The sequence below is a fragment of the Peribacillus sp. NPDC096622 genome, from assembly GCF_044762665.1.
Classification (GTDB): Bacteria; Bacillota; Bacilli; order Bacillales; family DSM-1321; genus Peribacillus; species Peribacillus frigoritolerans_B.
Map to the genome: position 1 here is coordinate 86,359 of NZ_JBIWES010000007.1, position 19,740 is coordinate 106,098.

Consider the following 19,740-nt stretch of genomic DNA (forward strand, 5'->3'; position numbering starts at 1 on the left):
ATATTAGCCCGGTACAACGTTCTAATAAAGTCATAAAATGATAAATATAATAATAATACATTGTAAAAATGGAATAACTATAATATTTTGAGAGTATAATACAATTCTCTTGTTATTATGGTAAAATTTAACTGATATTATAGAAGGGGGCGAAATTATGAAGTGGTTGCTTAAATGGGTAATAATTGTTTTTATTTGCATCATATCAGGATTCAGTATAAATCCAGTGGTTAAGGCAGAAAGTACAAAGCCAAATATTTCTTTTAGTATTATTTCCCCTACGTCAAATACTACGAAAAATGATGAATTAAAAGTTATTATTTCTAAACCCAACTCCACCTATCAAGTAAGTGAAGTTAAGGCAAAGGTTGAGGGAAAGGAAATCCTTCTAACATATGATAACAATGCTTATGGTGAACATCTTCCAGGCTGGGTTGGTACATTAAATTTGAATGGTTTATCAAGAGGGATAAAAACACTTGAAGTCACTGTCTATGATGTTTATGGGAATGCTGTAGCGAAACAAACGACTTTTAAGTATACGCAGCCACCAGGTTTGAATATTATTTCTCCTAAATCTTTTGATTTTGCAAATGGAGAATTACGGATCACTGCAGAGGCTTCTGATTTAGCTGGTGAAACCTCTACAATAGGGGTATATGTCTCTTCCAATGATGAAGGTTATGGGACGAAATTGCTGGAGAGAGTAAATAGAATCGATGAGACTGTTGATATTAGTAAATATAATGGAAGAGAAATCTATATGAATTTTGTAGTTTCAAATGAATCTGGGGGTACATTTACTACAACTAGGGAAATTTATGTTGATAATAGCCCACTCTTAAGCCCAAAAGACCGAATTGATGGGGAAATATTAGATTATAAGGATAATAAAATATTATATCGAACTAATAATGATGTAAGAATAAAAGATTTACACACAACAAACGATACATTAGTTTTTTCTTATGCGAAAAATAAAGTGGATTATGGTTATTTAACTCCTTTAGGTGTGATGCTTGTTGTACAAAATGTTGATCCATATTATATCTCCAATAGTTTATTTGAATATAAAAATGGTACTCTTACTTATTTAGGGAGATTAAACTCAAATAGCTCTTTAAAGGTTAATGGTAATTACGCCATTTGGAATGGTGATTTAAAACCTCTTTCAACACCTGGTATTGCATCTGGAACCGAATTATATTTAAAGAATCTAGAGAGTGATAATATCACACTTGTATCTAACGAAGCAGGAAATTGGATGAATAATGTAACATCTAATGGTGATGTGATTTATTGGTCAGGTTCTGGATGGAATGGGTCAGGGGATACAATATTTAATTACAATATTTATAAATATTCCAATGGAAATACAAGTAGGCTTTCTTCTGATGGAAGTTATTTTAATGTATATCCAGTGTCGGATGGAAGCTTAACTGTATATGAAAGACATCGATATAATGAGAATACACATTTCTTAATTTTGAATGTTGATGGAAAAGATGAGACGATTGCTACATCATCAAATGATTTCTCACCTGGAAGAGATTACACCATTAACAATGGCTATGTGGCATATACCAATTATATAAATGGAACAAAGCAAATTTTTATTTGGAAAGATGGTATTTCTAATCAAATCAGTTATTTAGGATCTGATACATCAATTGTATCTCTAAATGCTAATGGTGATGTCATAGCAAGGTTTAGTAATGGATACTACCTTATCAAGAATGACGGTAGTCAACCAATAAAATTATATACAATAGGTTTGAACAATTACTGGGTTAATAATGAGCTTTATGGCGTTATCGGTGGGTCACTTTTAAGAATAGAGACAAAACCAGTTTTAGTTACAGGAGTTACTCTTTCAAAAATGGATCTTGAATTAAAAATTGGAGAAGAATTTTATTTGACTGCTAGTGTTTTGCCTTCTAATGCAACAAATCAAAGGGTCAAATGGAAAAGTAATCATTCAGATATCGCAACTATTGATGACACAGGTAAAATAATCGCAAAAAAAGAAGGTACAGCTACCATAACAGTAACCACTGAGGATGGAATTAAGACCGCAAGCTGTACTGTGGTGATAAAAGATGTAACAGCACCATCCATACCTACAGTCAATACTGTGTATGATAATGCTACTGTTATTACTGGTAAAGCTGAATCAAATGCAAAGATATATGCAATGGTAGGAAGCAAGAAAATTGGAGAAACAACTGCAAAAAATGGTCAATATACGATTAAGATTGCAAAACAAAAAGCAGGTACAACCATCGTTGTTTATGCTAAAGATACTTCAGGAAATAAGAGTGGAAATAAAACAGTTAAGGTAATAGACAAGACAGCTCCATCCGTACCAACAGTTAATACTGTATATGATAATGCTACTGTTATTACTGGTAAAGCTGAATCAAATGCAAAGATATATGCGATGGTAGGAAGCAAGAAAATTGGAGAAACAACTGCAAAAAATGGTCAATATACGATTAAGATTGCAAAACAAAAAGCAGGTACAACCATCGTTGTTTATGCTAAAGATACTTCAGGAAATAAGAGTGGAAATAAAACAGTTAAGGTAATAGACAAGACAGCTCCATCCGTACCAACAGTTAATAAAATTTCAAGTAAGACAGTAACAGTATCTGGCAAAGGTGAAAAGGGAGTATCTATTTATATTTACAATGGAAGTAAGAAGATTGGGCAAGGAATCGTGGATAGTCGAGGAAACTATAAAGTGAAAATTAAGGCACAAAAGAAGGGTTCGTCATTAATGGTATACGCTCAAGACAAATCAGGCAATAAGAGTAAGAGTAAAACGGTAAAGGTGAGTTAGTATCAAGAAAAAATTAGATAAATTTGCTATTAAGCTACCTGATTATAGATAAAGCGGTAATACTGAACCAAGTATTACCGCTTTATCTATTTATATAACTATAATTGACGAATAAAGAGTATTTTATCTAGATGGAACTATAGTCAACAATATTTGATAAAATATTGTTAAGGGACTTATTTTCTGTTAGGAAATCTAGGAGGTTCTTAACAGTGAAAGGTTGTATCAAGAAAGACAAGAAAACAGGTAATTATTTTTATGTAATCGATATGAGTATTGACCCCTTAACAGGGAATCGTACACAAAAAAAGAAAAGGGGTTCCAATAATAAGAAGGAAGCGAAGCATGCTCTTAGTGAATTTCTAAATGATGTTAGACAAAATGTGAATGTAAAGGTCATTTCAGAGCGAGTTGGACATACATCCATCTAGATTACGCTAGATAAGTATAGCCACGTGCTTCCAAGTATGCAGAAACACGTAGCTGATGAACTTGATAATTTGTTTAAATCTAAAGAAATGTGACCAATTCTGCGACCACACAAGGTTCAAGACCTTCAAAACCCCTCTATATCAACGCTTTAATTAAAACGCCCAATCCCCATTACGGAAGACAGGTTCTGAAGTGCCGTCCTGTTTGATGCCGTCGATGTTCATTTTTTCCGATCCAATCATGAAATCGACATGTGTAAGGCTATCATTCAATCCATTTTCTGCAAGCTCTTCTGGACTCATATTTTTTCCGCCTTCAATGCAGAAAGCATAGGAGCTGCCGATAGCAAGGTGGTTTGATGCATTTTCATCGAATAATGTATTGAAGAATAAAACATTCGATTGGGAAATCGGTGAGTTGAATGGAACAAGTGCCACTTCGCCCAGATAGTGTGAACCTTCATCCGTATCAACCAATTGCTTTAGGATTTCTTCCCCTTCTTCAGCTTTTACCTCAATGATCCGTCCTTCTTTGAAGGTCACGGAAAAATTATTGATGATGTTGCCGCCGTAACTAAGTGGTTTCGTACTGGATACCGTACCGTTAACGCCTGTTTTCAATGGAACTGTAAACACTTCTTCGGTGGGCATGTTAGCCATGAATTCATGACCCTGTACGTTAACGCTTCCTGCTCCGACCCAACGGTGTTTGTCGGGTAACTCGATTGTCAGGTCTGTTCCAGGAGCCGTGTAATGCAATTTTTGGTAATGCTTATCATTTAAATAATCAACCTTTTCATGCAGGGTATCATCGTGTTTTTTCCAGGCTTCCACAGGATCCTTCACATCAACACGAACTGCCTTGAAAATGGCTTCCCATAGCAAATCAACTCGTTTTCCTTCTGCCTCTTCTGGGAATACTTTATCAGCCCAAGCCTTTGAAGGGACGGCAACGATGGACCAGCTCACCTTATCGGATTGCATATACTGACGCCACTTCTTCAGAGCAGTCCCTGATGCTTTTTGGAAGTTGGCAATCCTTTCAGGATTTACACCTTTCAATAAGTCAGGGCTGGAGGAGATGACGGATAGATAGGCAGCTCCGTTTTCTGCAAGTTCGATCGTTTCTTCTGCGCGCCATTTTGGATACTCGTGGAACACCTCATCCGGAGCCAGTTCATATTTGGTACGTGAAACGATATCGTCATTCCAATTGACGATGACATTGCGCGCACCGTTCTCATATGCCTTTTTTACAATGAGACGCACAAGGTCAGCGCCTTCTAATGTTGAGTTTACGACAAGGGTTTGATCTTGTTGGATGTTTACGCCGACTTTAACGGCAAGTTCTGCATATTTTTCTAAATTCGTTTGAAAATCACTCATCATTTTAAAACTCCTTTTCCATTTTCTACATTTATAATTGTACTTATTGTCATATAAAAAAGAAACTTTTTACACCGATTATGAAAACTAATCGTATACGATGGAGGTCATGATAACCGGCAAGGAGCTGAATTCAATTCAAATCGGTTTTGCATCAGCACCTGCAATCTCGTGGCACAAATAAGTCCTCAAGCTCCAGCAGCGATTTTGTCTATCTTGCATTTTACCAAAACTAAAGAAGAAAAGACTATTGAAAAGGTTTGAATAGTTGAATAATTTAATGATTAGTACACTGAATCAATGGACTGAAAGAAAGAGGGCCTCTTTGAGACCCTCTTCCTTAATAGAGTAAATCACTTACCTAAATTAATCCAGACGCTTTTCACTTCAGAATAGTTATCCAGTGCATAAGATCCCATTTCACGTCCGATTCCGGATTGTTTGTAGCCGCCGAACGGGGAAGCTGCGTCGAAAGCGTTATAACAGTTCACCCATACTGTACCGGCACGGAGTTTCCCTGCAACATAATGGGCATTGGCTATGTCGCTTGTCCATAAGCCGGCAGCCAAACCATATTCACTGGCATTTGCACGGTTAATGACATCATCTAAATCCTCGAATGGCATTGCCGCTATGACCGGTCCGAAAATTTCTTCTTTGGCGATCGTCATATCCTCTTCAACACCGGCGAATATAGTAGGAGAAACAAAGTAGCCTTGTTCACCCGGTTTATTTCCGCCGACAAGAACTTCCGCACCCTCGTTTTTCCCTTTTTCAATATAGCCCATTACCCTATTTTGCTGCTCCTCGGAAACAAGCGGTCCAATTTGTGTACTTGGATCTAGGCCAATCCCTTGTTTGATGTTTTTTGCATGGCTGGCCATATCGGCAACAACATTATCATAATGTTTCTTTTGAATATAAACCCTTGAACCGGCACAGCATACCTGACCTTGGTTAAACATGACACCATTCAAAGCTCCAGGGATGGCTTTTGAAAAATCAGCATCAGGCAGGATGATATTTGGCGATTTCCCACCAAGTTCCAATGTGACCCGTTTCAATGAATATGAAGCGGAGCGCATGATCAATTTTCCAACTTCGGTCGAACCGGTAAATGCAATTTTATTTACTTGCGGATGGTCGACAAGCGCTTGTCCAGCGGTTTCACCAAAACCGGGAACGATATTGACGACCCCATCAGGGAAACCGGCTTCAGCCAATAATTCAGCCAGGTAAAGAGCGGAAAGCGGTGTTTGCTCAGCAGGCTTTAGTATGACCGTACAACCTGTAGCAAGTGCCGCTCCCAGTTTCCACATCGCCATAAGAAGCGGAAAGTTCCATGGGATGATTTGGCCGACAACACCAACAGCCTCGTGTTTTGTGTAGTTAAAATAATTTCCGCTTACCGGGATGGTCTGTCCGACAATCTTGGTGGACCAGCCAGCAAAATATCTCATATGTTCTATTGCTAAAGGAATGTCGGCATTGGTAGTTTCACTGATTGGTTTACCATTATCCAACGTTTCCAATTGAGCAAGTTCAGTTTTATTTTCTTCCATTAAATCGGCTAGTTTATACATAAGTCTACTGCGTGCAGCTGCGCTCATTCTTGACCAAGGACCTTCATCGAATGCTTTGCGTGCAGCTTTGACCGCTAAGTCGATATCTTCTTTATCAGCTTCATAAACATCGGCAAGTTTTTGTCCTGTAGCAGGATTAGGAGTGGAGAAGGTTTTTTTTGAAGCACTTTCTACAAACTGACCATTAATATAGAGCTTTTTTGGTCCTGTTAAAAATTTTTGCAGCTTTCCACTTACTTCTAACGTTAGATTTGTCATTAATTACCCTCCTGAATAAAATGATTATCTTGGGCAAAACATGATGACTTATTGTTAACGCTATGATTGCCAATTTTTATGATAAATGAAAAAAAGGGAATATTCAATCTATAACATTCGACAGAATATCCAAGATTTCTTCATCATTTTAAAAATGAAGTATTTTTTGTCATGACATGTGTAATTACTATAGCAAAAATGAAAGTTAATAGTTAAAATGAATAAGGGTAAAATAACAAGAAGGTCTGAAGTTCTTCAGGAGGAATATATGGGAAATGATGCGAAAATGATATCGCAGCGTAAGTTACTTGGTGTTGCGGGTCTTGGCTGGATGTTCGATGCACTTGATGTCGGTATGCTTTCTTTCATCATTGTTGCATTAAAACAGGATTGGAACTTAACCAGTGAGCAGGTTGGCTGGATCGGGAGCATAAACTCCATAGGAATGGCTGTTGGCGCCGTATTCTTTGGTGCGATGGCCGACAGGGTCGGACGAAAGAATGTCTTCATCATTACATTATTATTGTTTTCGATCGCAAGTGGCCTGTCTGCAGCAGTCAGTACACTCAGCTTGTTCTTGATATTGCGGTTTTTAATTGGAATGGGACTTGGGGGAGAACTCCCGGTTGCCTCGACATTGGTCTCTGAAAGTGTTGAAGCGAGTAAAAGGGGAAGGGTCGTCGTACTTCTTGAAAGCTTTTGGGCGGTTGGCTGGATTTTGGCAGCACTCATATCCTATTTCATCATACCGGCTTATGGTTGGCGGGTTGCATTGTTATTGAGCGCAGTTCCAGCTTTATATGCTCTGTATCTGCGCTTGAAACTGCCGGATTCACCGAAGTATACGGAACTTGAAAAAAAGCAGAGACCATCTGTATTAAGCAATATGAAAAGTGTCTGGAAAAAGGAATACTCCCGTCAGACCCTTGTATTGTGGATTCTATGGTTTTGCGTGGTCTTTTCCTATTATGGGATGTTTTTATGGCTGCCAAGTGTGATGGTCCTAAAAGGCTTCAGCATGATTCAAAGTTTTGAATATGTTTTGATCATGACGCTTGCACAGCTTCCGGGCTATTTTTCAGCTGCATGGCTGATAGAGAAGATGGGACGTAAATTCGTTTTGATCACGTACTTAATTGGAACGGCAGTCAGTGCCTATTTCTTTGGATCGGCAGAGGGGCTGGCACTGCTGATAGTTTCCGGGATGTTCCTATCTTTCTTCAACCTAGGGGCATGGGGTGCACTTTATGCGTATACACCTGAGCAGTATCCAACAGCAGTTCGCGGTACGGGTGCTGGGTTAGCTGCAGGGGTCGGAAGGATTGGCGGTGTCTTGGGACCGTTGCTTGTAGGGTATTTAGTTGCCGCAGACATCCCGATTTCATCGATTTTCACCCTATTTACAATTGCTATTCTAGTGGGTGCAGTTGCCGTAGCTTTTGGGAAGGAAACAAAGAATACCGTTTTGACATAAACAAAAGGAGGGGACTGTATACAGTCTCCTCCCCTTGTTTAATTAAAGTCCTTAATTATTTTTAAAAGGGATTCGGATGCAGTCTTCGGATTATCTGCATTCATGATGGCCGATACGACTGCGGCACCGGATAGCCCGCTATCAGAAAGAGAGGAAATGTTATCGGCAGAGATACCACCGATGGCTACTGCGGGAATGGAAACATTGCGGCAAATTTCCCCCAAATCCTCAAGGGCCATTAGGGTTGCATCTTGTTTGGTCTTGGTAGGGAAAACCGAACCGACTCCGATATAGTCCGCTCCATTTCGTTCGGCTTCGAGAGCTTCTTCAAGAGTGGAGACAGATACACCGACAATCATATCTTCAGGAACCATTTTTTTGACGACAGGCAGTGGAAGGTCATCTTGCCCAATATGAATTCCGTCCGCTCCAACCGCAAGTGCTATATCCACCCGGTCATTGATGATAAGGGGAATGGACAGCTCATTCAATAACTGTTTTAATGCAGATGCTTTTTTATAAAAGGAGAGGGAGGAATTGTTTTTCTCTCTAAGTTGTACGATTGAGACTCCTCCTGAAACGGATTCTGCAATGATTTTGGTCAATTCTTCTATTGCTATGGACTCTTCCGTAACTAAATACAGGCTTAAATCAATTTGGGACTTCTTCATTTAATTTCACCTCGTTCATCCAGATTTCCTTATCCATTCTTGATATCGCATCGATTAATCGCACACGAAAAGTACCTGTTCCTTCATCCTTTTGAAGGTTTGCGGCTGCTAGTTCCCCTGAAATGCTCATGGTTGAGATACCGGCAATTGCTGCAGAATAAAAATCATCGGTGACACCGGAAAAAGTGCCGATAAGAGCTGTGGACATGCAACCGGTGCCTGTAACATTAGTTAAAAGGAGGTTCCCGTTATCGATGATGGACGTATGTTTTCCATCGCTGACCGCATCCTTAGCTCCGCTGACCACGATGATGCTATTCAATTCATTTGCCGCTCGTGCGGCCAGCTCTGCATTGCTAATTGAAAGTTCTCCCGAATCCACCCCGCGTGTAACGGTATCCCCACCCATCAATGAAAGGATTTCACTCGCATTTCCGCGAATGATTTGGAAAGTAACCTTACTTAGGAGCTCTTTGACTTGCTCTGTACGATAGGAGGTGGCACCAACTCCAACCGGGTCCAAAATGACCGGGATATCCAGGGCATTTGCCGTTTTACCGGCGATCTCCATTGCTTCCAAAGCTTTATCATCGATCGTACCGAAATTCAGGACCAATGCATCTGCTAATTTGACCATATCCGCCACTTCTCTTGGGCTCGATGTCATTACTGGTGAACCACCGATGGCAAGGGTGGCATTTGCACAGTCGTTGACCGTAACAAAGTTGGTGATTTGGTGAACGAGTGGTTTTCTTTCTCTTACCTTCATAAATAAATCGGCTGAAGAAACCTTCATAACAAGTCACTCCGTTCTTTTTTTGAATATGAATGAAAATGGTGGACTGGCCCATGACCTTTACCGATTGAAAAGCTATTGCGTATTGCTTCGGATATATAGGTCTTGGCTTGTTCGATCGACACTTGCAATGGCAGTCCGTTTGCCAGGTTTGATGTAATGGCGGAAGATAAGGTACAGCCCGTACCATGAGTGTTTTTTGTATGAATGCGCTCTCCCTTGATCCAGTGGAAGTCAGTCCCATCATAAAAAAGATCATTTGGATTTCCTGCTGCATGGCCCCCTTTAAGTAAAACGGCTTTGGGACCCATTTCTTGTATTGAAATGCATGCTCTGTAGAAATCTTGTTTCGTCCGAATCGAGAAGCCAGTAAGTACTTCCGCTTCCGGTACATTTGGTGTAACAAGTGTTGCAAGCGGAAGCAACTCCATTTTTAAGGCAGAGACAGCCTTTTCGTCGAGCAAATGGTGGCCGCTTTTGGAAATCATGACAGGGTCAAGGATAACGATGGCAGGCATGAAGGCTTTAAGGGACGCAGCGACCGTTTCCACGATTTCTTTTGATCCAAGCATGCCTATTTTTACTGCATCGACACGAATATCTTCAAATATAGCTGCAATTTGATCCGATATGATAGCTGTTTCAATTGGCTGTACTGAACGGACTTCCATTGTGTTTTGTGCGGTTACGGCTGTGATGGCGGACATTCCAAATACACCATGTGCAGAAAATGTTTTTAAATCCGCTTGTATTCCAGCACCGCCCCCTGAATCAGAGCCGGCGATGGTTAATGCTGTTTTCATAAAAAAACCCCTTCATATAATTATTTTTTATCAGTATTTTAAGTAATATGAAAGCTAAAATCGCACCTGCGAATGAACTGAACATAAAAGCCGGTAAAAAACCAAAAAGAGCAGCTTTTTCTCCCAATAGGAGGGTTGCAAGTGGATAACAGGCTAGGGAACCGAGAATGCCGGTCCCGATCACTTCCCCTAAACAGGCGAATTTTAAGTTTTGTGTTTTTTGGTAAAGGATGGCAGCCAAAAGTGCACCGATCATGCTTCCGGGAAAGGCGAAAATTGAACCGGTACCAGACATGTTTCTAATGATGGAAACTAAAAAAGCTTGTGTTACAGCATAGGCAGGCCCCAATAGAACAGCCGTCAGGACATTTGCCAGATGCTGAATAGGAAAGATTTTTGCAAATCCTGCAGGTATGAAAATAAATGAACTGGTCAGCGTCGTTAAAGCCGTGATCATGGCAGTCAACGTCAGTTTCTTGATAGGATTCATCATGTCATCCACCTACAGCGGCCAATCCTGCTCATTTTGAACCATATCCCAGAATAAATATTCATATCGGGAAGTAACCAAAAAGTGCTTTTCTAATCTAAGAAGTTCCTTTTCAGGCATGCCTTCCGTCAATTCTTCCAACAAAGCGATCAGCCACTTATGTGCTTCCCCGAATTCAGGAGACGAATAGGATCTTATCCAATCTGCGTAGCGGTTGTTTTCCAAAGCTGCTCCATTTTGTTCTTTTAATAGCAAACCGATTTCATAATAATCCCAAGCGCAGGGCAGGAGACAGGCGATCAAGTCTGCTAAAGTCCCATGCTGAGCTGCATTTAGCATGTAACCTGTATAGGCTAAAGTGGTTGGAGTAGGTTCTGTATTTTCCAATTCCTTGGAACTGATCCCGAATTCGGAAGCATAATGCCGATGGATATCCATTTCCACTTGAAGGGTTTCATTTAAAATATTCGCAAACTTTGCCATGGTTTCGATGTTATGGGCTTTGATGGCACCTAAAGCAAAGAGCTTGGAATAATCCATGAGATAGATATAATCCTGCTTCAGGTAATAGGCAAATTTCTTTTCAGGAAGCGTGCCGTTTCCAATTGCCTGGACAAAGGGATGTGAATGGTTCCTTTTCCAAATCTCTTTTGCCCTTGCATGCAGTCTATCACTGAATGTTTCTAATTTTGTATTCTCCATTGTTCATCCTCCTTTAGAATGGATCCCTTTGTTAAATAAAAAACCCCGTTCCTGAATACGGAACGGGGTAGATGGATATAGTCTGTAAATGGACGATATCATCCACTTCCCTCCGCCGGTATGAGCCGGTTCAGGTTCAAAGGGTCCGGAACTAATTCCATCTCAGTCTTAAAAAAAGACTCCCCTAGTGGTGTGAATTGTATGTAATTACTGACATCATATCAGAAAGACAAGAAAATGCAATACGTATTTGAAACAGGGTTCCCTTTATTCCAGGAAAAAAGGGAGAACCAGGTAATTGACTTTTGATGATTATTAGGATAGAATCGTTTCTACATCATTATATATCGAATTCTTATCCAGAGAGGTGGAGGGACTTGGCCCTAAGAAACCTCGGCAGCGGACCCGTTTTGGGAACTGTGCTAAATCCAACAAGCATATGCTTGGAAGATAAGAAGAGCCGTACGGACACTGTCAGCCTCTTCTTAAATTGGAAGGGGCTTTTATTTTTGGGAAATAACGTTTAGTGACATAATAGAAAAGGTATATATAATTTGGTGAAATCAAACAAGTTGATAAAGTTTAGCTAACTAGAAGCAGGCTCAAGGACGACTAGGAAAGGAGCCATTTACATGGCAGAATTATTTAAGAGGATTGAACAGAGGAAGGCAAAGCTCATTGAAGAGCTATTGGCCAATGGAGTATACAAAACCTCTGATGAAAGGCACCTTTATGATGCCCCATTAAAAGTACTTGAAGATGAATATAAGATTGTTATAAATAGACCCAATAACGAGTCACCTTCTGAATGGATGACATAGTAAGCGATATACTATATTTTTGGTTCATGGATAAGGGATATGATGTAAGCATTCGCAGTCTACACTAGTGGATGCTTTTTTTGCGTTTAATAGAAAACGACACAAAATATACATAATTAAAGAGTGGAATAGGTGTTTTGTCACATTTGACCTATAAAATAACACATTTTATTCCTGGAAAATAGTTGATTTTAACTAGTGGTTTCATTATGATGAAAGTGTAAAAATATTGAATTAATGGGAGGTGGCTATAGTGCCTTGCCGTAAGGTAACTGTAGAAAAAGTAGAAGAAAAGAGACAGGAAATGATAAAGTTGGGAGCGATTTACGGCTTAACAAGTCTGGTAACTGTTCAAGCCAGTCAAGAATTGGATAGGCTATTAAATGCATTAGCAAGTAAAAGGGATTCTGAGTATTTTTCCTTTCAAAAAGCAAATAGGTATTTTTAAATTAGCCAATTCGACCTGTATTAATCTGAAAAGCTACTGCTCAAGGCAATAGCTCTAAAGAATTATATATTAAATATCGACACGTTTACCAAGAATGATCAAATCCCGCTCAATGCCATCCAGCTCGGCAACTTGAGGTAAATGTGCCCATTCTTCAAACCCAAATTTGGAAAAAAGCTTAAGGCTCGGTGCATTGTGGGCGAAAATGAAACCCAATAAAGTCTTAATACCTAATTTTGGACACAATTCAATTGCCTTTCGAATCGAAATTTGTCCGATTCCTTTTCCCCGGAAATAATCATCAATATAAATGCTGATTTCCGCAGTGGACTTATATGCCGGTCGGCCATAGAAGGATTGAAAGCTCATCCATCCAGCAGTTTTCCCTTCTATAGTAATGATATATAGCGGTCTACTTTCTGAATGATGTTCCTCAAACCATTTAACCCTCGATTGGACGGATACAGGTTCCGTATCTGCCGTGACCATTCTTGAAGCAATTGTCGAATTATATATTTCAACAATTCTGGGTAGATCAGATAGTTCTGCCTCTCTAAACTCTATGTTCTCTTCCATGATTTAAACTCCTAACTATCATTTATTCAATCTCCAGAATGAAGGGTAATCCCGTTTTTGGTTTTAGGGACGGTGAACGACACCCAATCCATTGAAAGTTTTATATTATCATACACTCATTACTCTTTATCTGACAATTCTTTTTTATGTTAAGACTTCAGATTTTTGGGTATGTAAAAGACTAAATACTTCTAGTAAAAAGACAAGAGGAGAACCAAATGAAAAAATTGGCAGGTTTATTGATTATTGTACTGGTTATATGTTTTGCTGCATATGAATTCCAGGCCTCGGAGTCGGAAGATGTGCAAAGGGTCATGGCTTTTGGAGATTCATTAACCTACGGAAAAGGGGATAAAAACGGGGAAGGATATATAGAAGGCCTTGAGGATGAATTGAATGATCCGCAATCGGAGCAAAAAGTGAGTTTTTGGAATTACGGTATAAAAGGCCAGGAAACGGATGGGGTGATGAAACAGCTTGATGATTACCGCATTAAAACGAAACTTGATGAAGCCGATACTTTCATCATTTTTATTGGAACGAATGACTTGATCAATAGTAACGGCGGGGACTTGGAGAAAATAAGTGACCGAAAAATCAATGAGGGTAAACGGGAGTATATCAACCATCTGAAAAAGATTACATCAACATTGCTGGAGGCAAACGATAAAGCGGATATTCTGGTAGTAGGACTATATAACCCAATTAAAGACAATCAAAAACTTGAAAAGCACATTCGCGATTATAACCGGTCAATAAAGGGGTTAGCGGATAAAGATAAAAGGATGTTATTCATTCCTACAAATGATCTTTTTGAAGACGAAAAGAAAACAAAGTATTTCAGTGATAAGTTACATCCGAATGAAAAAGGGTATCAGCTCATTGCGAATCGGGTTTTGGAAAGTTATGATTTCAAATGAAAGCAAAAAATGCACAGAAAGGCTTTCTGTGCATTTTTGCCTGCTAAGTCGCTAGGAATTTGATATAGCTTTTAGTTGAGGGAACTGTAAGTCATGGAGCTGCTTGTATCGGTCGTTGTTTTGCATTAACTGTTCATGTGTTCCTTTTTCATGGACCTGCCCTTTTTCCAGCACGATGATTTGATCGGCATCATGAATGGTCGATAAACGATGTGCAATGACTATTGAAGTCCGGTTTTTCATTAAACGTGACAATGCTTGTTGGATCAAATGTTCGGATTCTGTATCCAAGGCCGCCGTTGGCTGAATGGAATATGTCCTCCACTCATAGCGATCACTCCTATTTAGACTGTCCTTGATGAATTTTGCCTTTATGAATATCATAGAGCTTTTCAAAAAATAGACAACTTTTAATCGGTTCGTTTTGTCAAAAAGTATTATTATTTTACACTTTCCTATAGGACATGGAATAATTAAAGGAGATTAGCGAGGCTGATAAGAGGAGATGCTAAAATGAATGAAAATGAAAAAATCAGGGAAGAACTTTTAAATGCGGTCAACGGACTATCGGATGAACAGCTGAACGCCCAGCCTGAACCTGGACGATGGAGCATCATCCAGGTTTTGGATCATTTATATTTAATGGAGAGGGCCATAACAAAGAGCATTTCCGATAAATTGAAGAGCGATGAAAGCATTCCTGCTGTGGATAAACCGATAGAGCTTACTTTAAATCGTGAAGTGAAGGTCCAGGCCCCGCCATTTGTCATTCCGTCAGAATCATACCAGACTTTGATTGAAGTTAAGGAGAAGTTGTCCGAATCCCGAAAAGCTTTTGTACAGGTCGTTGACCATGCAAAGGAAATTGATCTCGAACAAAAGTCTTTTCCACACCCTTTGTTTAAAGATTTAAGTCTGAAGCAATGGATTCCGTTCGTGGGACTACATGAAAAACGGCATTTATTGCAAATTGAAGAACTGAAAGCAAAGTTATTATAGAAGAAAAACTCATCCGTCTTTGGTTGAGTTTTTCATTTTCATACAGATATTCGTAAAGGAAGGGTTTTTAGTGAAAGCCACTTGGGTAAGGACATGTTTGGTATTGGGCTTTTTCGGATTGTTGCTGTGGCTCTTGTTCAAGTATATGCTTCCGCCTGACCTGGATGAAATCGAACTGACTGACGAGCTTAATCCGATCGTCGCCGAAAAAAAAGATGAGCTCATTCAACTGGCCAATGACAAAGGCATCCAGGTTATCATTACGGCAGGGTTCCGGTCTCTAGCCGAGCAAAATGAACTCTATGAAAAGGGAAGATCAGACTCGGGCAACATCGTAACGAATGCAAGAGGTGGCGAGTCGCTGCATAATTTCGGTTTGGCAATAGATTTTGCCCTCCTTAACAAACAAGGCGAGGCCATTTGGGATATGAGTTATGACGGCAACGATAATGGAAAGTCGGATTGGATGGAAGTCGTAACCATCGCTAAAGGGTTAGGTTTCGAATGGGGAGGGGATTGGGCAGGGTTCAAGGATTATCCACATTTACAAATGACATTTGGTCTAAGCCTGCGTGAGCTGCAACAAGGCAAGCAGCCAAAAGGGCAGTGAAAGTGGTTGGCTTCATTATAAGCCGCATAATTTTGACTAAAAGCAGGAAAATAAGCATGTGAATTGCTTTACAGGTAAGAATTCGATAAAGTGGACTAGTGAGAAATCAGACATAAAGGAGTGCAGTCACCATGGAAGAAACAAAAAATTGCCGGGACTCATTGGTCATAAAAACAAGCCTTGTCCTCCCGCCGGATACAAATAATATTGGTACGATGTTCGGAGGCAAATTAATGGCATACATTGATGATGTAGCGGCTATATCAGCCATGCGTCATGCGCGAAGCAACGTCGTTACGGCATCAACTGATTCTGTCGATTTCCTGCACCCTATTCACGAAGGAAACGCAGTTTGCCTTGAAAGCTTCGTGACTTATACGGGCAGAACATCAATGGAAATCATCGTCAAGGTGATTGCGGAGGATTTAGTTACTGGAGCCCGAAATTTATGCGTGATTTCCTTCTTGACATTTGTTGCCATTAATGAAGAAGGTAAACCAATCCCTGTTCCGCGTTTGGTTCCTGAAACGGAAATGGAAAGGAATTTAAATGAATCAGCTAAACAACGGGCCCAAATAAGGAAAAAAAGAAGGGAAGATACACAGTTCATTGCAAGTACTTTCGGTGTGAAACTGCCATGGACCGATCAATCAAATCCAGGATTATATAAATAAGATAGGCATCCCTTCAGCCGTTTTATTGATAATCGAGACCAAATTCATCGTGATTTGGTCTTTTATTAATCGCCATGGCTATTAGGAAAATTGTGTTCTTCAACTATCCGAATGGGAAAATTACGTGAAAAGACGCTTGGAAAATTCCAAGCGTCTATTTTATGTTACCTTGTAGGTTTGAATATATCCGATTTTAGTCATCGCTTGCTAAAATACCAAAGAAGCGTAAGATGTTAATGAATAGGTTAATGAAATCAAGATATAGATTCAAAGCCATGAGCGGTACTTCTTCGGCTGTTACCCCATAATGCTTCATTCGATTGAAATCATATAAAATATAACCGCTGAAAACTAAAATCCCTATAAATGAAAAGACCAGCATGGCTGTAGAGCTTAATGGAGAGAAAATGTTGAAAATGCTAATGACGACTAAAGCTAGCAAGGCTGCAAATAACATTCCCCCCAAGAATGAAAGGTCCCTTTTGGTGGTTGTGGCATAAACCGCCAGTCCTCCAAATACGACTGTCGTCGTAACACCTGCCAGGATCACCACATTTGCCCCTGCAGCGGCTAGGTAGTGTGCAATGATCGGATAGGTCGTAATTCCGGAAATCAACGTGAAAGTATACAAAAATGTATAACCTATCGCTTTTTTCCTCCGTAATATGAATGCTCCAATCAACATGGCGATCTCAAGTATCGCCAAGGGAAGAAACAAGGATGGCGGAACAAGAGTGCCGAGAGCCATCCCTAAAACGGAAACGGCAAGTGATAAAGCGAACGTCCGCATGACGGATGGCATATATGTTTGTACAGTTTGTGAATACATTCAATCACCTCATCATTTATTTTCTACAGTCTTCTACGAATCTGTTTTAAAAAGGTTTCATCGCCATTAATGAAAAATTAAGTGTTTTTTTAAAAGTATTGAAATATATATGAAATAATTACCTATTTTATGATATTCTTACAAAAAGACTAATTTTTCTGAAATATTAAAATAATTCAAGTGAAAACATTCTGCGGTACGTAAAACGACAAGGTCAATTAATGAGTATGAACTTTAAAAAAGTTATCTCAAAATAATAATTTCAAAATTATTGGTTTTATATAATTAATCGGACTTCAAAACTTTACTGTATAACAGTTATAAAGGAAACGTTTTTATATTGAAGAAAATTATTCCTAAAGTTATAAAATATGAAAAAAATGTGATTATTTTCTAAAAAAACTATTGTATAATTGTAAAAAAATGATTAAAATTCTAAATAATTATCAGAAGATTGATTATTTTCCCGATAAAATAGTTTAGGGGGAGCAAGGATGAAGAAAGCTATTTTACAAATAGAGAACCTAACTACCTCATTTCGAATCGGCAACAAATATCATGCAGCGGTGGATGATGTTTCGTTTACGGTGAATGAAAATGAAATTGTAGCAGTTGTTGGAGAATCAGGTTGTGGAAAGAGTGCCTTGGCCTTATCTATCATTCAATTACATAATAAGCAAAGAACGAAATCCGAAGGAAACATCAATTATAAAGGTCAAAATCTCCTAAAGTTGAATGATGTGCAAATGAATAAAGTCCGTGGTAAGGAATTGGGTATGATATTCCAGGAACCTTTAACGGCTTTGAACCCGCTCATGACCATAGGAAAACAGATCGAGGAGAGTCTTGATTACCACACTGAACTCTCCAGTGCTGAAAAAAAGAACAGGACACTCGAACTTTTGACACAAGTGGGAATTCCATATCCCGAACGGACGTACAAGCAATATCCGCATGAGCTCTCGGGCGGAATGCGGCAAAGGGCAATGATCTCGATCGCGATTGCTTGCAATCCTGCACTGGTCATCGCCGATGAACCCACGACGGCACTGGATGTTACGATTCAAGCGCAAATACTTGATCTGCTGAAGGATATCCAAAGCAGGACTAAAATGGGGATCATCTTAATCACACATGATCTAAGCGTCGTAGCAGAGGTCGCTGACAGGATCGTAGTCATGTATGCAGGTCAGGTAGTGGAAACGGGAAGTGTTAAAGAGATATTCAACAATCCGCTGCATCCATATACGAGGTCGTTATTAAATTCGATTCCTTCGGCCGCAAACGAGAAAAATCGTTTGCATGTCATCGAGGGAATCGTTCCATCGATAGCGAAAATGGATCGGATCGGATGCCGATTCCAAGATAGGATTCCTTGGATACCTAAGCATGCGCATGAAGAGACACCCCGACTTCATGAAGTGGGCAGCGATCATTTTGTCCGCTGTACCTGCTATAAAGAATTTTATTTTCAAGATGAAGGAGATGCATCGGCCCATGACATTACTCAAATTAGATAATCTGAAAGTGCATTTTCCAATAAGGGGCGGTTTTTTCAGGAGGGTGGTTGATCACGTAAAGGCTGTGGACGGTGTTTCCTTTGAGCTGCAGCAAGGGGAAACATATGGTTTGGTCGGGGAATCCGGAAGCGGCAAGTCCACGACAGGCAAGGCGGTGGTCAAACTGAATGAGGTGACATCCGGACAAATCCTGTTTGAAGGCAGGGATTTAGCATCATTAAGTAGAAGAGAAATTAAACCTTTCAGAAAAGATATCCAAATGATTTTCCAAGACCCGTATTCATCCTTGAATCCCAAGAAGCGGGTACTGGACATCATTGCCGAACCGCTGAGGAACTTCGAACGGTTATCACCTTCAGAGGAAAAGAAAATCGTCCAGGACTTCTTGGACAAAGTCGGACTGAGTCCGGAATCGATTCACAAGTATCCTCATGAATTTTCTGGGGGGCAGCGCCAGCGAATTGGGATTGCCCGCTCATTGACATTGAAACCTAAACTGATCATTGCGGATGAACCGGTGTCAGCACTGGATGTTTCCGTTCAGGCACAAGTATTGAATTTCCTTCAGGATCTCCAACAGGAGTTCAATTTGACTTATTTATTTGTCGGGCATGATTTAGGTGTAATCCGGCATATGTGTGACCGGATGGGCGTCATGTATCGCGGTAGATTGGTAGAGGAAGGAAAAAGCGAGGAAATCTATGAAAATCCCCAACATATATACACGAAGCGCCTGATTGCCGCCATTCCCGATTTAGAGCCGGAAGTTCGTGAAGATAAAGTGCAGCTTAGAAAAAAACTCACCTCGGAATATGAGTCTACCTACTCAAAATATTTCGATGAGAATGGACGTGCTTACGATTTGAAACCGATCTCATCGACACATAGAGTCGCATTACAATAAGGA

General features: G+C 39.8%; 21 protein-coding genes and 2 riboswitches. Of the genes, 11 read left to right on the forward strand and 10 right to left on the reverse strand.

Going from position 1 to position 19,740, the window contains the following annotated elements; genetic code table 11:
• Positions 1-157: 157 nt before the first annotated feature.
• Entirely contained in the window at positions 158-2,842 is a 2,685-nt protein-coding gene (locus ACIQYG_RS14460) for an Ig-like domain-containing protein (RefSeq protein WP_402839060.1), read from the forward strand.
• Between the two features lie 212 nt (positions 2,843-3,054).
• Positions 3,055-3,273, forward strand: a complete 219-nt coding sequence (locus tag ACIQYG_RS14465) for an Arm DNA-binding domain-containing protein (protein ID WP_402839062.1) — start codon at positions 3,055-3,057, stop codon at positions 3,271-3,273.
• A 153-nt stretch (positions 3,274-3,426) separates the two neighbouring features.
• Here the strand turns inward: ACIQYG_RS14465 and ACIQYG_RS14470 are convergent, their stop codons facing one another.
• The gene (locus ACIQYG_RS14470) at positions 3,427-4,659 is read right to left on the reverse strand and encodes an aminopeptidase (RefSeq protein WP_402839338.1); all 1,233 of its coding nucleotides are present in this window, start codon (positions 4,657-4,659) and stop codon (positions 3,427-3,429) included.
• 353 nt (positions 4,660-5,012) lie between these two features.
• Entirely contained in the window at positions 5,013-6,500 is a 1,488-nt protein-coding gene (locus ACIQYG_RS14475) for an aldehyde dehydrogenase family protein (RefSeq protein WP_034314306.1), read from the reverse strand.
• A 268-nt stretch (positions 6,501-6,768) separates the two neighbouring features.
• On the opposite strand from ACIQYG_RS14475, the gene ACIQYG_RS14480 reads away from it, so the two are divergent.
• A complete protein-coding gene (locus ACIQYG_RS14480) occupies positions 6,769-7,974 on the forward strand; it encodes an MFS transporter (RefSeq protein WP_402839064.1) in 1,206 nt (401 codons plus the stop codon).
• Between the two features lie 38 nt (positions 7,975-8,012).
• Here the strand turns inward: ACIQYG_RS14480 and thiE are convergent, their stop codons facing one another.
• The 5 genes from thiE to tenA are packed head-to-tail and all read right to left on the reverse strand — an operon-like array spanning position 8,013 to position 11,436.
• The gene (gene thiE, locus ACIQYG_RS14485; RefSeq protein WP_402839066.1) at positions 8,013-8,645 is read right to left on the reverse strand and encodes a thiamine phosphate synthase; all 633 of its coding nucleotides are present in this window, start codon (positions 8,643-8,645) and stop codon (positions 8,013-8,015) included.
• Entirely contained in the window at positions 8,626-9,441 is an 816-nt protein-coding gene (gene thiM / locus ACIQYG_RS14490) for a hydroxyethylthiazole kinase (RefSeq protein WP_402839068.1), read from the reverse strand. Before thiM ends, thiE begins: the two co-directional genes overlap by 20 nt.
• Positions 9,438-10,244 carry a bifunctional hydroxymethylpyrimidine kinase/phosphomethylpyrimidine kinase gene (thiD, locus tag ACIQYG_RS14495; protein ID WP_402839070.1) on the reverse strand — a complete coding sequence of 269 codons (807 nt, stop codon included), beginning with the start codon at positions 10,242-10,244 and terminating at the stop codon, positions 9,438-9,440. The genes thiM and thiD overlap by 4 nt, the downstream gene beginning before the upstream one ends.
• Positions 10,213-10,734, reverse strand: coding sequence for an energy coupling factor transporter S component ThiW (thiW, locus tag ACIQYG_RS14500; protein WP_402839340.1), 522 nt, complete (start codon positions 10,732-10,734; stop codon positions 10,213-10,215). Before thiW ends, thiD begins: the two co-directional genes overlap by 32 nt.
• A gap of 12 nt (positions 10,735-10,746) precedes the next feature.
• On the reverse strand, positions 10,747-11,436 hold the full coding sequence (gene tenA / locus ACIQYG_RS14505) for a thiaminase II (RefSeq protein ID WP_402839072.1): 690 nt from the start codon (positions 11,434-11,436) through the stop codon (positions 10,747-10,749).
• 90 nt (positions 11,437-11,526) lie between these two features.
• A riboswitch (TPP riboswitch) is annotated at positions 11,527-11,632 on the reverse strand.
• A 156-nt stretch (positions 11,633-11,788) separates the two neighbouring features.
• Positions 11,789-11,893, forward strand: a riboswitch (SAM riboswitch).
• A 175-nt stretch (positions 11,894-12,068) separates the two neighbouring features.
• Between tenA and ACIQYG_RS14510 the strand changes: the two genes are divergently transcribed.
• Complete coding sequence (locus ACIQYG_RS14510; protein WP_034314291.1) at positions 12,069-12,257, forward strand: Fur-regulated basic protein FbpA; 189 nt, start codon at positions 12,069-12,071, stop codon at positions 12,255-12,257.
• Positions 12,258-12,510: 253 nt separating this feature from the next.
• Entirely contained in the window at positions 12,511-12,705 is a 195-nt protein-coding gene (locus ACIQYG_RS14515; RefSeq protein WP_402839074.1) for an aspartyl-phosphate phosphatase Spo0E family protein, read from the forward strand.
• A gap of 69 nt (positions 12,706-12,774) precedes the next feature.
• Here the strand turns inward: ACIQYG_RS14515 and ACIQYG_RS14520 are convergent, their stop codons facing one another.
• Positions 12,775-13,281: a GNAT family N-acetyltransferase gene (locus ACIQYG_RS14520; RefSeq protein WP_402839076.1), complete on the reverse strand. Its 507-nt coding sequence runs from the start codon at positions 13,279-13,281 to the stop codon at positions 12,775-12,777.
• Between the two features lie 218 nt (positions 13,282-13,499).
• On the opposite strand from ACIQYG_RS14520, the gene ACIQYG_RS14525 reads away from it, so the two are divergent.
• Positions 13,500-14,201: a DUF459 domain-containing protein gene (locus ACIQYG_RS14525; protein WP_402839078.1), complete on the forward strand. Its 702-nt coding sequence runs from the start codon at positions 13,500-13,502 to the stop codon at positions 14,199-14,201.
• 51 nt (positions 14,202-14,252) lie between these two features.
• Here ACIQYG_RS14525 and ACIQYG_RS14530 read toward each other — a convergent pair whose 3' ends face one another.
• On the reverse strand, positions 14,253-14,597 hold the full coding sequence (locus tag ACIQYG_RS14530) for a hypothetical protein (RefSeq protein ID WP_402839080.1): 345 nt from the start codon (positions 14,595-14,597) through the stop codon (positions 14,253-14,255).
• 117 nt (positions 14,598-14,714) lie between these two features.
• Between ACIQYG_RS14530 and ACIQYG_RS14535 the strand changes: the two genes are divergently transcribed.
• From ACIQYG_RS14535 to ACIQYG_RS14545, 3 genes are all read left to right on the forward strand, one after another.
• On the forward strand, positions 14,715-15,200 hold the full coding sequence (locus ACIQYG_RS14535) for a DinB family protein (RefSeq protein WP_402839082.1): 486 nt from the start codon (positions 14,715-14,717) through the stop codon (positions 15,198-15,200).
• A gap of 145 nt (positions 15,201-15,345) precedes the next feature.
• Positions 15,346-15,810 (forward strand): M15 family metallopeptidase, encoded by a 465-nt coding sequence (locus ACIQYG_RS14540; RefSeq protein WP_402839342.1) that lies wholly within the window; start codon positions 15,346-15,348, stop codon positions 15,808-15,810.
• A gap of 131 nt (positions 15,811-15,941) precedes the next feature.
• Entirely contained in the window at positions 15,942-16,484 is a 543-nt protein-coding gene (locus ACIQYG_RS14545) for an acyl-CoA thioesterase (protein WP_402839084.1), read from the forward strand.
• A 193-nt stretch (positions 16,485-16,677) separates the two neighbouring features.
• On the opposite strand, the gene ACIQYG_RS14550 is transcribed toward ACIQYG_RS14545, so the two are convergent.
• Positions 16,678-17,313: a Bax inhibitor-1/YccA family protein gene (locus tag ACIQYG_RS14550; protein ID WP_402839086.1), complete on the reverse strand. Its 636-nt coding sequence runs from the start codon at positions 17,311-17,313 to the stop codon at positions 16,678-16,680.
• Between the two features lie 494 nt (positions 17,314-17,807).
• Here ACIQYG_RS14550 and ACIQYG_RS14555 point away from each other — a divergent pair, with 494 nt between their 5' ends.
• The gene (locus tag ACIQYG_RS14555) at positions 17,808-18,833 is read left to right on the forward strand and encodes an ABC transporter ATP-binding protein (RefSeq protein WP_402839088.1); all 1,026 of its coding nucleotides are present in this window, start codon (positions 17,808-17,810) and stop codon (positions 18,831-18,833) included.
• Positions 18,811-19,737, forward strand: coding sequence for an ABC transporter ATP-binding protein (locus ACIQYG_RS14560; RefSeq protein ID WP_053534228.1), 927 nt, complete (start codon positions 18,811-18,813; stop codon positions 19,735-19,737). The genes ACIQYG_RS14555 and ACIQYG_RS14560 overlap by 23 nt, the downstream gene beginning before the upstream one ends.
• Positions 19,738-19,740 lie beyond the last annotated feature (3 nt).

Coding starts and splice junctions, on each gene's coding strand:
- ACIQYG_RS14520 (WP_402839076.1), bottom strand. CDS start 13,281: ATGGAAGAGAACATAGAGTTTAGAGAGGCAGAACTATCTGATCTACCC.
- ACIQYG_RS14560 (WP_053534228.1), top strand. CDS start 18,811: ATGACATTACTCAAATTAGATAATCTGAAAGTGCATTTTCCAATAAGG.
- ACIQYG_RS14535 (WP_402839082.1), top strand. CDS start 14,715: ATGAATGAAAATGAAAAAATCAGGGAAGAACTTTTAAATGCGGTCAAC.
- ACIQYG_RS14480 (WP_402839064.1), top strand. CDS start 6,769: ATGGGAAATGATGCGAAAATGATATCGCAGCGTAAGTTACTTGGTGTT.
- thiM (WP_402839068.1), bottom strand. CDS start 9,441: ATGAAGGTTTCTTCAGCCGATTTATTTATGAAGGTAAGAGAAAGAAAA.
- ACIQYG_RS14550 (WP_402839086.1), bottom strand. CDS start 17,313: ATGTATTCACAAACTGTACAAACATATATGCCATCCGTCATGCGGACG.
- ACIQYG_RS14510 (WP_034314291.1), top strand. CDS start 12,069: ATGGCAGAATTATTTAAGAGGATTGAACAGAGGAAGGCAAAGCTCATT.
- ACIQYG_RS14555 (WP_402839088.1), top strand. CDS start 17,808: ATGAAGAAAGCTATTTTACAAATAGAGAACCTAACTACCTCATTTCGA.
- ACIQYG_RS14470 (WP_402839338.1), bottom strand. CDS start 4,659: ATGAGTGATTTTCAAACGAATTTAGAAAAATATGCAGAACTTGCCGTT.
- tenA (WP_402839072.1), bottom strand. CDS start 11,436: ATGGAGAATACAAAATTAGAAACATTCAGTGATAGACTGCATGCAAGG.
- thiW (WP_402839340.1), bottom strand. CDS start 10,734: ATGAATCCTATCAAGAAACTGACGTTGACTGCCATGATCACGGCTTTA.
- ACIQYG_RS14540 (WP_402839342.1), top strand. CDS start 15,346: ATGCTTCCGCCTGACCTGGATGAAATCGAACTGACTGACGAGCTTAAT.
- ACIQYG_RS14460 (WP_402839060.1), top strand. CDS start 158: ATGAAGTGGTTGCTTAAATGGGTAATAATTGTTTTTATTTGCATCATA.
- thiE (WP_402839066.1), bottom strand. CDS start 8,645: ATGAAGAAGTCCCAAATTGATTTAAGCCTGTATTTAGTTACGGAAGAG.
- ACIQYG_RS14545 (WP_402839084.1), top strand. CDS start 15,942: ATGGAAGAAACAAAAAATTGCCGGGACTCATTGGTCATAAAAACAAGC.
- thiD (WP_402839070.1), bottom strand. CDS start 10,244: ATGAAAACAGCATTAACCATCGCCGGCTCTGATTCAGGGGGCGGTGCT.
- ACIQYG_RS14475 (WP_034314306.1), bottom strand. CDS start 6,500: ATGACAAATCTAACGTTAGAAGTAAGTGGAAAGCTGCAAAAATTTTTA.
- ACIQYG_RS14525 (WP_402839078.1), top strand. CDS start 13,500: ATGAAAAAATTGGCAGGTTTATTGATTATTGTACTGGTTATATGTTTT.